The 13,191-nt window shown below is 65.8% G+C and carries 13 protein-coding genes; 3 read left to right on the top strand and 10 right to left on the bottom strand.

Annotation, left to right across the window (positions count from 1 at the left end; genetic code table 11):
* Positions 1 to 386: 386 nt before the first annotated feature.
* The 3 genes from catA to L6D89_RS11800 are packed head-to-tail and all read right to left on the bottom strand — an operon-like array spanning position 387 to position 2,810.
* Positions 387 to 1,319 (bottom strand): catechol 1,2-dioxygenase, encoded by a 933-nt coding sequence (gene catA, locus L6D89_RS11810; RefSeq protein WP_236199805.1) that lies wholly within the window; start codon positions 1,317 to 1,319, stop codon positions 387 to 389.
* A 47-nt stretch (positions 1,320 to 1,366) separates the two neighbouring features.
* A complete protein-coding gene (gene catC / locus L6D89_RS11805) occupies positions 1,367 to 1,657 on the bottom strand; it encodes a muconolactone Delta-isomerase (RefSeq protein WP_017519458.1) in 291 nt (96 codons plus the stop codon).
* A 31-nt stretch (positions 1,658 to 1,688) separates the two neighbouring features.
* On the bottom strand, positions 1,689 to 2,810 hold the full coding sequence (locus tag L6D89_RS11800; RefSeq protein ID WP_236199804.1) for a muconate cycloisomerase family protein: 1,122 nt from the start codon (positions 2,808 to 2,810) through the stop codon (positions 1,689 to 1,691).
* A gap of 148 nt (positions 2,811 to 2,958) precedes the next feature.
* On the opposite strand from L6D89_RS11800, the gene L6D89_RS11795 reads away from it, so the two are divergent.
* Positions 2,959 to 3,831, top strand: coding sequence for a LysR family transcriptional regulator (locus L6D89_RS11795; protein WP_236199803.1), 873 nt, complete (start codon positions 2,959 to 2,961; stop codon positions 3,829 to 3,831).
* Between the two features lie 3 nt (positions 3,832 to 3,834).
* On the opposite strand, the gene pcaK is transcribed toward L6D89_RS11795, so the two are convergent.
* The 7 genes from pcaK to L6D89_RS11760 form a co-directional block, all read right to left on the bottom strand.
* Entirely contained in the window at positions 3,835 to 5,184 is a 1,350-nt protein-coding gene (gene pcaK / locus L6D89_RS11790; protein ID WP_236199802.1) for a 4-hydroxybenzoate transporter PcaK, read from the bottom strand.
* A gap of 277 nt (positions 5,185 to 5,461) precedes the next feature.
* Positions 5,462 to 6,304: an IclR family transcriptional regulator gene (locus tag L6D89_RS11785; RefSeq protein WP_054907667.1), complete on the bottom strand. Its 843-nt coding sequence runs from the start codon at positions 6,302 to 6,304 to the stop codon at positions 5,462 to 5,464.
* 270 nt (positions 6,305 to 6,574) lie between these two features.
* Complete coding sequence (gene zapE / locus L6D89_RS11780; protein ID WP_236199801.1) at positions 6,575 to 7,654, bottom strand: cell division protein ZapE; 1,080 nt, start codon at positions 7,652 to 7,654, stop codon at positions 6,575 to 6,577.
* Positions 7,644 to 8,249 (bottom strand): protocatechuate 3,4-dioxygenase subunit alpha, encoded by a 606-nt coding sequence (gene pcaG, locus L6D89_RS11775; protein ID WP_236199800.1) that lies wholly within the window; start codon positions 8,247 to 8,249, stop codon positions 7,644 to 7,646. The genes zapE and pcaG overlap by 11 nt, the downstream gene beginning before the upstream one ends.
* 12 nt (positions 8,250 to 8,261) lie before the next feature.
* Positions 8,262 to 8,981 carry a protocatechuate 3,4-dioxygenase subunit beta gene (gene pcaH, locus L6D89_RS11770; RefSeq protein WP_236199799.1) on the bottom strand — a complete coding sequence of 240 codons (720 nt, stop codon included), beginning with the start codon at positions 8,979 to 8,981 and terminating at the stop codon, positions 8,262 to 8,264.
* A gap of 117 nt (positions 8,982 to 9,098) precedes the next feature.
* Positions 9,099 to 10,028 carry a pca operon transcription factor PcaQ gene (pcaQ, locus tag L6D89_RS11765; RefSeq protein WP_236199798.1) on the bottom strand — a complete coding sequence of 310 codons (930 nt, stop codon included), beginning with the start codon at positions 10,026 to 10,028 and terminating at the stop codon, positions 9,099 to 9,101.
* A 6-nt stretch (positions 10,029 to 10,034) separates the two neighbouring features.
* A complete protein-coding gene (locus L6D89_RS11760) occupies positions 10,035 to 10,904 on the bottom strand; it encodes a helix-turn-helix domain-containing protein (protein WP_373874946.1) in 870 nt (289 codons plus the stop codon).
* 117 nt (positions 10,905 to 11,021) lie between these two features.
* Here L6D89_RS11760 and pobA point away from each other — a divergent pair, with 117 nt between their 5' ends.
* Both pobA and L6D89_RS11750 read left to right on the top strand, forming a co-directional pair.
* Positions 11,022 to 12,206, top strand: coding sequence for a 4-hydroxybenzoate 3-monooxygenase (gene pobA / locus L6D89_RS11755; RefSeq protein WP_236199796.1), 1,185 nt, complete (start codon positions 11,022 to 11,024; stop codon positions 12,204 to 12,206).
* A 650-nt stretch (positions 12,207 to 12,856) separates the two neighbouring features.
* Complete coding sequence (locus tag L6D89_RS11750; RefSeq protein WP_236199795.1) at positions 12,857 to 13,093, top strand: hypothetical protein; 237 nt, start codon at positions 12,857 to 12,859, stop codon at positions 13,091 to 13,093.
* Positions 13,094 to 13,191: the final 98 nt, after the last annotated feature.

Below are 13,191 nucleotides of genomic sequence, written 5' to 3'. Positions count from 1 at the left end.
TGCACGGATTGATGGGTATCGCTTCGCCCCACGCCATCCTACGGCGGGGTTACCGGCAAGGCCGGACTCTGCCGGCAATCGCAGGATTCCCTTGCGGGACCGAGGGGGACGCCCAGTCCTTGCTCGAGAACCGCACGCCTCTGATGCTTCGGCATGAATGGAAAGCCATCGCGGACGAAGTCCGCTCCTACACGCCTGGCGAGAAAGATCCCGGGGCGTAGGAGCGGACGCGATCGCTCCCCGGCCACACCGAGATGAGCAGCGAGCTGGGTAGGATGGGTGGAGCGCAGCGATACCCATGCTGCCGGTGCACGGATTGATGGGTATCGCTTCGCTCCGCGCCATCCTACGGCGAGGTCATCGGCAGGGTCAGAGCAGTTGGAGAATCAGGCTTGCTGCAAGGCGCGAGGGCGGTTGCTGCGGTCTTCGGCGCCGGCGGAAACCGCCTGCTGCAGCTGGAAATCGAACTCGATCTCGGCGAAGCGCCCTTCCACGCCGCGCGCCTGGGCGGCGGCTGCGTCCTCGACGAAACGCACCTCGCCGATCAGCCCGTCACGGGTGGCGTAGGCGAAGTCGTCCCACAGGTACTGGTCGCCGGCCAGGTTGATCTGGGTGGTCAGGTGGCGATGCCCCGGCGCGGAGATGAAGAAGTGGATGTGCGCCGGGCGCTGGCCGTGACGGCCGAGCTGGTTCAGCAGCTCCTGGGTCGGGCCGTCCGGCGGGCAGCCGTAGCCGCTGGGCACGATGCTGCGGGCCTGGTAGCGGCCTTCGGCGTCGGTGACGATGCGCCGGCGCAGGTTGTACTCGGACTGGGTGCTGTCGAAGTACGAATAAGTGCCCTTGGTGTTGGCGTGCCAGAGGTCGACCACGGCGCCGGCCAGCGGCTTGCCGTCGAGGTCGAACACGCGGCCGGAGAGGAACATCACGGTGCCGGCGTCTTTTCCGTCATCCATGCGCGCCTCGCCTTCGGACAGCGGCGCACCGGCCACGTACAGCGGGCCTTCGATGGTGCGCGGGGTGCCGCCCTCGATGCCGACGGCAGCGTCCTGGGCGTCCAGCAGCAGGTCGAGGTAGTGCTCGATGCCCAGGCCGGCGACCACCAGACCCGCCTCCTGGCGAGCGCCGAGGCGGTTGAGGTAGTCCACGGCTTTCCAGAACTCGTCCGGGGTGACGTGCATGTCCTCGATAAGCCTGGCCGTGTCCTGCAGGATGCGCAGGACCAGGCTCTTCACCCGCGGGTTGCCGGCATCGTTCAGGGCGCCGCTGGCCTCTTCGAAGAAGCTCTGGATATCGGCAGTCTGGGAAATCTTCACGGTCATGGTGCGATCCTCAAATCTTGTTCTTGTTGAGTCGTACGGAACGGAAATCAGCGGTCGTCGGAATGGATCGAGGACGGATGGCGGCAGAGCCCGTCGACCTCGATGTCCATGTAGGGGAACAGCGGCAACTGCATCAGGGTGTCGTGCAGTTCCTCGACGCTGGCGAGGTCGAACACGCTGTAGTTGGCGTAGTGCCCGGCGATGCGCCACAGGTGGCGCCACTTGCCCTCACGCTGCAGGCGCTGGGCCAGTTCCTTTTCGTCGGCCTTGAGCTGGGCGGCCTTGGCCGGGTCCATGTCGACCGGCAATTTCACGGTCATCTTCACGTGGAACAGCATCGGCTTTTCTCCTCTCTCTCAATCGAAAAAATCAGGTACGGCGGAAGCGCGCCAGGCGCTCTTCGTCCAGGGTCAGGCCCAGGCCGGGCGTGCGCGGCACGTGCAGCTGGAAGTCGCGATACACCGGCGGCTCGGTGACGATCTCTTCGGTGAGCAGCAACGGTCCGAACAGCTCGGTAGCCCAGGTGAGTTTTTCCAGGGTGATGAAGGCGTGGGCCGAGGCCAGGGTGCCGACCGCGCCTTCGAGCATGGTCCCGCCATACAGGGCGATGCCGGCCGCTTCGGCGATCTGCGCAGTGCGCAACACGGCGCGCGGGCCGCCGTTCTTGGCGATCTTCAGGGCGAAGATGCTGGCTGCGCCGTCGGCGGCGAGGCTGAAGGCGTCGGCCACGCTCTCGATGGATTCGTCGGCCATGATCGGCGCCGGGCTGCGCTGGTTCAGGCGCACCTGGCCGCTGCGATTGATACGCGAGATGGGCTGTTCGATAAGGTCGATGCCGTTCTCGCCGAGCACCTGGCAGCCGCGGATGGCCTGGGATTCATCCCAGCCCTGGTTGACGTCGACGCGCACGCTGGCGCGCTTGCCCAGGGCCTGCTTGATCGCCACCACATGCTTGAGGTCCTGCTCCAGCGGGTTGGCGCCGATCTTCAGCTTGAAGATGCGGTGACGGCGGATCTCCAGCATCTGTTCGGCTTCGGCGATGTCGCGGGCGGTGTCGCCGGAGGCCAGGGTCCAGGCCACTTCCAGGCTGTCGCGCACGCGGCCGCCGAGCAGCTCGCTGACCGGCAGCCCGAGACGCTTGCCCTGGGCGTCCAGCAGCGCGCTCTCGATGCCGGAGCGGGCGAAGGTGTTGCCCTTGATCGACTTGTCCAGGCGCTGCATGCAGGCGTTGATGTTGCTCGCGTCCTGCCCATGCAGCAGCGGCGCGAAGTGCGCATCGATGTTGGCCTTGATGCTTTCCGGGCTCTCGTTGCCATAGGCCAGGCCGCCGATGGTGGTGGCTTCGCCGATGCCCTCGACGCCGTCGGAGCAGCGCAGGCGGATGATCACCAGCGTCTGCCGCTGCATGGTGTGCATGGCCAGCTTGTGCGGGCGGATGGTCGGCAGGTCGACGATGATCGACTCGATGCGATCGATGACAGGGCTACTCATGGACGGCGTTCCGGTGTTGGATTTCTGGGGTGGCCGGGCAGTCAATTAGCGATACCCGGAAGGTCTTTTCGCGATTGACGAAGGATTGCGCCGGGGCCTGTAGCCAGTCCAATATCGATGCCGTCTTGTTGCATACCCTGGAGGTATCATGGAGCTGCGACACCTGCGCTACTTCCGCGAAGTGGCCGGCACCCTCAACTTCACCCGCGCCGCCGAGCGCCTGCACATCGCCCAGCCGCCGCTGAGCCGGCAGATCCAGCAGCTCGAGGAGCTGCTCGGCGTGCCCTTGCTGGAACGCGGTCGGCCGCTGCGCCTGACCGACGCCGGGCGCTACTTCCACGAGCAGACCGGCACCCTGCTGGCGCAGCTGGAAAGCATCTGTGAGAGCACCCGGCGCATCGGTCGTGGCGAGCGCCAGTGGTTCGGCATCGGCTTCGCCCCGTCGACGCTGTACGACGGCCTGCCCGAGTTGATCCGCGAGTTGCGCGGCGACGCCGGGCTGGAATTGGGGCTGCAGGAAATGACCACGGTGCAGCAGGTCGAGGCATTGAAAAGCGGGCGCATCGACATCGGCTTCGGGCGCATCCGCATCGACGACCCGGCGATCAGCCAGATCGTCCTGCGTGAGGAGCAGATAGTCGCCGTGCTGCCCGCCGGGCACCGTCTGTTGGGTCACCCAGTGAGCCTGGAGCAGCTGGCCGGCGAGGACTTCGTGCTCTACCCCGCCAACCCACGTCCCAGCTACGCCGACCATGTGCTGGCGCTATTCGCCAACCATGGCCTGAGCGTGCGCGTGGCGCAGTGGACCAACGAATTGCAGACCGCCATCGGCCTGGTCGCCGCTGGCCTTGGCGTGGCGCTGGTGCCGGCGTCGGTGCAGCAACAGCACCGCGCCGATATCGGCTACGCCACGCTGACCGATGCCGAGGCAGTCTCGCCGATCATCCTCAGCCTGCGCCGCGGCGATGTCAGCGCGCCGTTGCAGCGCTGCCTGCAACTGATCGGCGCGCCGCTGCCGTGAGGATCAGGTAGCGTCGGCGTGGCTCACCAGCCCCTTGATCAGCACCGCCGCGGTGGCAATCGCAGCCGGCAGCATCAGCGCAGTCAGTACCTGCTCGAAGTTCCAGCCCAGGCCCAGCAGGGTTGCGCCGATCCAGGCGCCGAGAATGGCGCCGAAGCGGCCGATGCCAAGCATCCAGGACACCCCGGTGGCGCGTCCCTGGGTCGGGTAGAAGCGCGCGGCGAGAGACGGCATGGCCGACTGCGCGCCGTTCACGCACATACCGGCAGCCAGCACCAGGGTCGCCAGCAACGTGACGGTGCCCAGGCTCTGCCCGACGAAGTAGGCGAACACACCTGCCAGGCAGTAGAAGATGCCGATGACCTTGTGCGGGTTGAAGCGGTCCATCGCCCAGCCCACCGCCACCGAACTGAGCACCCCGCCGAGCTGGAACAGCGCGCCGATGAAGGCGGCCTGCTCCATGCTCGCGCCGGCGTCACGCATCAGCGTCGGCAGCCAGCTGGTGAGCAGGTAGACGATCACCAGGCCCATGAAGTAGGTCAGCCACAACAGCAGGGTTCCCGCGCTGTAGCTGCCGGAAAAGATCACCTTGAACACGTTGCGGCTCTGCACCGTCTTCTGTTCCGGCACGCTGAACTCGCGAGCCGTGACCACTTCGGCCGGAGCAATCGGCGCCAGTACTCGCTTGACTCTGTCCGCCCCGCGATTGCGCACCACCAGGAAACGCGCGGACTCCGGTAGCCATACCAGCAGCACCACCGCCAGCAGCAGCGGCAGTACGCCGCCGAGCAACAGCAGGCTGTGCCAGCCATACGCCGGGATCAGCTTGGCAGAGACGAACCCGCCCGCCGCCATGCCGAGGTTGAAACCGCAGAACATGCTGGTCACCAGCAGCGACTTGAGGCGCTCGGGGGTGTACTCCGAGAGCAGCGTGGTGGCGTTGGGCATTGCCGCGCCCAGACCGATGCCGGTCAGCAGACGCAGCGCCATCAGCTGGTCGAGGTTGCTGCTGTAGGCCGAGAGCAGACTGAACAGGCCAAACAGGAATACCGCCACCACCAGCACACCCTTGCGCCCGAAGCGGTCAGCCAGCGGGCCGGAGCCCAGGGCGCCGAAGACCATGCCGATCAGCGCGGCGCTCATCACCGGGCCGAGGCTGGCGCGGTCGATACCCCAGTCCTGGGTCAGCGCCGGGGCGATAAAGCCCATGGCGGCGGTATCCAGGCCGTCGAGGAAGACGATGAGGAAGCACAGCAGGACGATACGGCACTGGTACAGCGACAGCGGCTGGGCATTGATGAAAGACTGGACGTCGAGGGTGCCGGCAGCGGGCACGTGGGCGGAACTGGTCATGCGAAGACTTCCTGCGAAGGCGTCGTCGCGGGAAGGCCGGCTGGATCGCCCTGCACTCCCGCAAGCTGGACAGGAATGAGGCGCGAGCCGGTGGACGCACGGACCGGCGGATGGGGCAGGCACACAGGGGCCATGGCTGACGCTCATTGTTGTTATTGCCCGTCCGGCTGAACGGGTCGAGCAACAGTACGAAGAGACGTTCAGCCGATCAATTCGATAATCGCCACTGTGGGCGGTTAGCGAACGGGATTACCGCAAGACGGGCCGCGCAAGGCAATCAATGGAACAGCCGCGTGCCCAGCTCGCGGCTGGCTTCCAGCAACACTGGCAGGAAGCGCGTTTCCAGCTCCTGGCGCGACACCCGGCCGGCGTGGGTGCCGACGTTCAGCGCGGCCAGCACCTGGCCGGCGGAGTCCTTCAGCGGCACGGCAATGGAGCGCAGGCCGACTTCCAGTTCCTGGTCGATGATCACCCAGCCCTGCTGGCGGATCTCGGCGATGCTCGCGCGGAGCATCTCCGGGGTGTGCACGGTGCGGCTGGTCTTCACCTGCAGGTCGGCGTGGGCCAGGTAGTCTTCCAGTGCTTCGTCATTCAGCCCGGCAAGCAGGATGCGGCCCATGGACGTGCAGTAGGCCGGCAGCCGGCTGCCGACGCTGAGGTCCACCGAGATCAGGCGCTGCGGCGTGGCCGAACGGGCGATATAAAGAATCTCGTCGCCCTCCAGCGTGGCCATCGAGCAGGCCTCGTGGAGTTGCTCACTGAGGCGGTCGAGGATCGGCTGCGCGGTGACTGCCAGCGGCGTCGACGACAGGTAGGCGTGGCCGAGCGTCAGCACCTTGGGCAACAACGAGTAGGTACGACCGTCGGAGGTGACGTAGCCCAGCTTCATCAGCGTGTGCAGGCAGCGGCGCACGGCCGCGCGGGGGATCTCGGTGCGGTGGCTGATCTGCGCGATGGTCAGGTGGCGCTTGCGCTCCTGGAACGCATGGATCACCGCCAGGCCGCGGGCCAGCGAGGTCATGAAGTTCGGGTCGCCGGTGAAGGCCTCGATGCGCTTGGCGGGCGAAGCGATGATCGGCGGCGCAAGAGGCGGCAGGCTGGCACGGGGGGCGTCGGTCATTGTTGTTGTCCTGGCAGGCGAATGCCGGGCGATTATCGACACCCGCGGGCGATTATCGCAACACGGACGGCCGATTATCGAACAGAGCTTATCGCCACCCCGCGCCACCAGCGTAGGGCGCATAACGCGCCAGCGTTATCCGCCGTCCAGAGGCCGGCGCTTCGGTGCCAACACGGATTCGCGAGCAAGCTCGCTCCTACAGGTGGGATCGGAGCGATCTTCGTAGGAGCGAGCTTGCTCGCGAACCAAAATAAACAGCCGCACAAAGGCCTAAAGCGGCTCCAGCTTCAACTGCCGCAACCGGCTCAGCGTTCGCGAAAAGTCCAGCGCCGCGCCGCCCGCTGCCAGTTCGTCCAGCGACACCGTGGCGAACAATTGCAGCCTCAGCTGCCGGTCGTAGGCGATGTCGATGAAGTTGAGGAAGCGCATGCTCACGTCCGGCGGATAGTCCGCCAGCGGGCCGAGGCCGCTCACCGCCATGCGCGGGAAATGCTCGATCAGCCACAGGTAGTCGCTGGCCGAGCGCGGGCGCTCGAACATCTCGCTGAAGTCCATCCACGCGCAGTGATCGTCGTGGGCATGCACCTTCAGCGGGTGGTGATTGACGCTCAAGACCTCGTCGAACTTCGCGTCCGCCGCCAGCCCCAGGCGCGAGCCGATCAGCTCCAGATCATCGGCGCGTGCCGGCCAGAGGAAGCTGCCCCACTCCTCCAGCGACGTGCTGTGCTCGCGGTAATCCTGGCCGGCATCCACCGAGATCACGTCGAAGCGCTTTTCGATCAGCTCGATGGCCGGGCGGAAACGCTCGCGATACAGCGGATTCGGACAGAGGTTTTCCGGCTCGTAGTTGGACGTACAGACCAGTCCTACGCCTTCGTCCACCAGCACCTTCAGCATCCGCCCCAGGAGCATGGCATCGCCGATGTCGTGCACGTGGAATTCGTCGAAGCACAGCAGTCTGGTTTCTTCGGCGATGGCGCGGGCTACGCGCACCAGCGGGTCAGACTGCCCGGTGATCGCCAGCATGCGGCTCTGCAATTCCTGCAGGAAGGCGTGGAAGTGCACGCGGCGCTTGGCCTGCGTGGGCGCGGCGGCGAAGAACTGGTCCATGACGAAGCTCTTGCCGCGCCCGACGCCGCCCCACAGGTAGACGCCCGCCACCGGCTTGCGCAGGAAGCCATGGCGGCCGGCGAGGAAGTCGTCGAGCCAGGTGGCGAGGTGATCCACCGCCGTCACCTGGGCTTCGTCCGCCCGGTAGCCGCGCTCGTCGAGCGCGGCCGCGAAGTGCCGCCGAACGCGGTCGGCGACCGGCTCGGCGAATGTCTCATGTAGTCGTGTATCAGAAGTCAAAGAACACCGTTTCCGCATTTCCCTGAACGCGGATATCAAACCGGTAAGCGAGCCTCCCGTCCACCTCGCAACGCTTTGCAATGAGGGTTTGCCGACGTTCGGGCTGCTCGATCAGGTTCAGCACCGGGTCCACGGTGTTCGCTTGCGCCTCGTCTTCGAAGTACAGGCGCGTCTGCAAATGCAGGTTGATGCCACGGGCGAACAACGAGATGTTGATGTGCGGCGCCATGGGCACGCCGGCGGCATTCTTCACCACACCGGGCTTGATGGTCTGCACCTGCCACTCGCCGGCATCGAAGGTCGTTGCCGTGCGTCCGAAGCCATTGAAAGGCTTTTCCAGATCGTAGGCAGTGTCATACACGCCTTCGTGATTCGCCTGCCACAGCTCCAGGAAGGAATCGCGGATCAGGTGGCCGTTGCCGTCATACACATGGCCGATCAGCAGGATGTGTTCGCCGGGCGCGTCGGGCTTGGCCATCTCGCTGCAGATTTCCTGGTCACGGGCCGGATTGCCAGCGGCGGCCAGCGCCAGGCCGATGTGCACGTAGGGGCCGGCGGTCTGCGAGGGGGTTTCCGGCAGCAGTTCGATAGGCATGGTCAGTCCTCCTCAGCGGTTTTCGAAATGGGTCTTGCGTTGGCCACGCAGCACGATGTCGAAGCGATAGGCCAGGCAATCCATGGGGTTGGCGTTGCTCATGTCGAGCTTGGCGATCAGCGATTCCACCGCGTCCGGGTTGGCGATGGATTTGACGATGGGGCACATCGGAATCAGCGGGTCGCCCTCGAAGTACAACTGGGTGATCAGCCGCGTGGAGATCGACGGGCCGCTGATGGAGAAGTGGATGTGCGCCGGGCGCCAGTCGTTCGGGCCGTTGCGCCAGGGATACGGGCCGGGCTTGATGGTGCGGAAGATGTAGCGTCCTTCGCTGTCGGTCAGCGCACGGCCGACGCCGCCGAAGTTCGGGTCCAGCGGTGCGAGGTAACGGTCGTTCTTGTGCCGATAGCGGCCGCCGGCGTTGGCCTGCCACATCTCTACCAGGGTATGCGGCACAGGCTTGCCATACTGGTCCATGACCCGGCCGGACACGATGATGCGCTCGCCGATAGGCAGGCCACCGTGGTCGAAGTTGAGCAGCAGGTCGTTGTCGTACTCGCCCATCTTCAGATGCGAGAAGTCCGGGCCACTGGTTTCGGAAACCGATTGCGGAATGCTCACCAGCGCCTGGCGCGGGGAGCGGGCGATGGAAGTCTTGTAGTCAGGCGTCAGGGCTTTGGGGTGCCAGTTTCGGTCACGAATGACGAAGCGGCTGTTCTCCGCGTCGGACATGTCGGTCTCCTCTTGTTGGATTTATAGGAGCCTGGTGCATCAGGCAGTGCGGCGGAGTGTCGTCTGCTGATCCGACATGGAAAACTGAAAAAACGCCCTCAATCCATAACCATATGGTTATGGATAACTCCCCTCGCGGTATGCCTCCCCCACCTCGCGCAGTACCTCCAGGCACCAGTGCACACCGAGGGAAACCGGCAGTGTCGAGTTGCTGCAAACCCCTACCGAACCGCCCGGTTCCTGTACGTCCAGCGGCAGTTCGACCATCTCGCCGGAGCGCAGGTCCAGGCGTACCGAATCCAGCGGGGCGATCCACAGCGCATCACTGGTCAATACATAACGGCGGCTGAGCACCGTGGACAGGGTTTCCAGCCTCTGCCGCGGCTGGCCGAGGCCGCTCTGCAGCAGCAGGCTGTCGGCGAATTTGCGGATGGTGGTACCCGCCAGCGGCAGCACCAGCGGCCAGTCGTCCAGCGCCGAGGGCGGCAATGGGCGGCCCAGCAGCGGGTGCCCGGCACGGGCCACCAGGGTCATGGATTCGCTGTACAGGTGCTCGAACGTCAGGCCCTGGATTTGCGGGCTCTCAGTCATCCGACCGACCACCAGGTCCAGCTCGCCCACGCGCAGTTGCGAGAGCAGGTGCGCACTCGGGCCGGTGACCACACTGACCACCAGCGCCGGGTGACGCTCGTGCAGTCGGCGCACCACCTCCGGCATCAGCAGGCTCTCCACGGTGGAGAGCACGCCCAGGCGCACCGCACTGGAGGCGTACTCGCCGCCGCGCAGGCTGTTCACCCCATCGCGCAACGCCTGCACGCAGGGGCCGGCGTAACGCAGAAAGGCCACGCCCGCCTCGGTCAGGCTGGCGCCGCTCTTGCCCCGCTCGAACAGGCTGGCCTCGAGCAGGTCCTCCAGCTCCTTGAGTGTCTTCGAGATGGCCGGCTGGCTCACCGCCAGGGCATCCGCCGCGCGGGCCAGGCTGCCCTGGCGGGCGACTTCGAGGAAGCACACGAGATGGCGGAACTTGATACGCGAATCGATATTCATGGCAGCTCAACGCAGCTCGCGGAACGCGCGGGGCGAGACCCCGGCGTAGCGCTTGAAGAATCGGGAGAAGTACGCGGGTTCGGAGAAGCCCAGGCTGTCCGACACCTGCTGGATGGTCATGGCGGTGTACACCAGGTTGCGCTTGGCCTCCAGCAGCAGGCGCTGATGGATCATCTGCAGCGCCGACTGCCCGGCCAGGCGCCGGCACAGCGCATTGAGGTGCGCGGCGCTGATGCCCAGTGCCGCCGCGTAGTGTTCGATGGGCCGATGTAGTCGGAAATCCTGCTCCAGCAGGCGGGAAAACGCCTGCACATGCTCGACGCCGCGATCCTGCTGGCTCGCCTGGGCGCGCGCCTGTTCCAGCGCGCGGCGACTGAGCCAGACCAGCAGCAGGTTGAGCAGCGACTGCAGCACCAGGTCACGGCCCGGTGCCTGCGCGGCGTATTCGCGCTCGATGGATTCGAACAACCCATCCAGGTGGCGCTTGCCCTCGCCCACGGTGAAGCACGCCGGCTGCTCCAGCACCGGGCTTTGCAGCAGGCCACCGAGCTGCTCAGCCAGCGGCAGGCCCATGCTCAGCACCCAGCCCTGCACGTCCTCGGCGAAGCGGAAACCATGCACAGCCAGCGCTGGCGTGACCTGCAACGACGCCTCGCGGACAGGCATTACCTGCCCCTCCACTTCCAGCTCCGCCGCGCCGGACTGCACATACAGCAATTGCACCAGGTCGCCATGGCGATGCGGGCGGATTTCCCAGTCATGCAGGCGACTGCGTGAGGCGATCGACTCGCAGTGGATCAGGTCCGGCGTCGGCCAAACCGTCGTTTCGCCATACAGGCGGAACACCGGGACCGGATTGTCAGCACGTTGTTCGATCACCGCCCGCATCCATGAAAAGTCCAAGAAGACTATTGGAAATTACCTTCAAAGGCCGATCTCATCCACAAAAAATGCAGGGGACAAAAACAACAGCGCTCTCCAAGGAGCCACTCCATGAAGACTCAAGTCGCCATCATCGGCGCCGGTCCTGCCGGCCTCCTGCTGGGCCAGTTGCTGCACAAGGCTGGCATCGAAAACGTCATCCTCGAACGCCAGACACCCGACTATGTGCTCGGCCGCATCCGCGCCGGCGTTCTCGAACAGGGCACCACCGATCTGCTGCGCGAAGCCGGTGCCAGTGCACGGATGGACGCCGAAGGCCTGCTCCACGATGGCTTCGAACTGGTCCTGAATGGCCGTCGCGAACGCATCGACCTCAAGGCCCTCACCGGTGGCAAGCAGGTGATGGTCTACGGCCAGACCGAAGTCACCCGCGACCTGATGCACGCCCGCGCGGCCAGCGGCGCGATGAGCGTGTACGAAGCGGCCGATGTGGGGCTGCATGACGTGACCAGCGAAAAGCCCTACGTCACCTTCACTCACCAGGGCGAACCCGTACGTCTGGACTGCGACTACATCGCCGGCTGCGACGGCTTCCACGGCATAGCCCGGCGCAGCATTCCCGCCGAGCGCCTGAGTGTCTTCGAGCGCGTCTACCCCTTCGGCTGGCTCGGCCTGCTCAGCGACACCCCGCCGGTCAACCACGAACTCATCTACGCCAGCAGCGAACGCGGCTTCAGCCTGTGCAGCCAACGCAGCGCCACCCGCAGCCGCTACTACCTGCAGGTGGGGCTGGAGGAGAAAGTCGAGGACTGGTCTGACGGTCGCTTCTGGGAAGAACTCAAGCGCCGTATTCCCGAGGGCGCAGCGCGCCAACTGGTCACCGGGCCGTCGCTGGAAAAGAGCATCGCCCCGCTGCGCAGCTTCGTGGTGGAGCCGCTGCAGTACGGCCGGCTGTTCCTCGTCGGCGACGCCGGCCACATCGTCCCGCCCACCGGCGCCAAGGGCTTGAACCTGGCCGCCAGCGACGTGAACACGCTGTACCGCATCCTGCTCGGGGTCTACGGCGAAGGCCGAGTCGATCTGCTGGAAAGCTACTCGCCCATCGCCCTGCGACGCATCTGGAAGGCCGAGCGCTTCTCCTGGTGGATGACCTCGATGCTGCACCGCTTCCCCGACAACGACGCCTTCACCCAGCGCATGCTGGAGACCGAACTGGACTACTTCCTCGGCTCCGCGGCGGGCCGCACGACCATTGCCGAAAACTATGTCGGGTTGCCGTTCGAGGACGTCGCCTGACGGCGCTTTCCCAGATCCGTAGGGCGCATAACGCGCCAGCGTTATCCGCCGCTCAATGGCCGGCGGATAACCTGTTCCAGGTTATTCGCCCTACGACGCTGGAGCACCCAAGTGTATGACCAGCTACAACAGGTGAATTCTGGGCTCGGGCCGGCCCTCACCCAAAGGGTGAGGGTGAGGGTGAGGGCCGGCTGGCGTCGAGGTTTCATCCTGCACCGAACGGTCCCCTCTCCCGCTCGCGGGAGAGGGTGAGGGTGAGGGGCTCTTGATCTGGTAGGAGCGAGCTCGCTCGCGAACAGAGGCTCACTGGGAGCTGCCCTGCTGGGCGGTTCGCGAGCAAGCTCGCTCCTACAGAAGGCATCGCGATCTATCCTTACCCTCCAGCCACACCGCTCGCCGCGACACCGCCGGAGGCCGCCATCGACCCGGACGAAGCCAACTTCCTCAGCTACCTGCTCGCCGAAAGCGGTGACGGCGACGCGCGTGCCTTCGCCACGCTGTACCGCTGCACCGCCCCGCGCCTCTACCCGCTGGCGCTGAAGCTGAAGAGCGCGCAGACCGACGCCGACGCCCTGCTCATCGACACCTTCCTCCATGTCTGGACCGACGCCGACCGCTACCATCCCACGCGCATTGCCGCGCTGGACTGGATGATCGCCCTGCTCTACCAGCTCGCCGGCCACCCTTCCCCGCCACCCAGCGACGAACCCTGGCCGGAACTGCCGCCGCCAGACGAACTCTGGCCAGCCATCCAGGCGCGGATTCCCGACGACGAGAACGACAGCCCCGGGCTGCGCTGGCCGCTGATCATCGCCAGCGTGGTCGGCGTGCTGATCGGCGCGGCGATCTGCCTGAGTCTGCTGCTGGAGCTGCGCCCCGCGACTTAGGCGTTCGGCTGAAAGACGATGGCTGCCACCGCACATCCGCTCTCCGTAAATCCGGAAACTCCCCGCCACACCGCGTAACACGCCATAAAAACCCTGAA

Origin of the sequence: Pseudomonas pseudonitroreducens (genome assembly GCF_021603645.1) — a bacterium.
In the GTDB taxonomy this organism is placed as follows: domain Bacteria; phylum Pseudomonadota; class Gammaproteobacteria; order Pseudomonadales; family Pseudomonadaceae; genus Pseudomonas; species Pseudomonas pseudonitroreducens.
The sequence above is the reverse complement of the archived record's forward strand: the minus strand, read 5'-3'. Positions and strand labels throughout refer to the sequence as shown.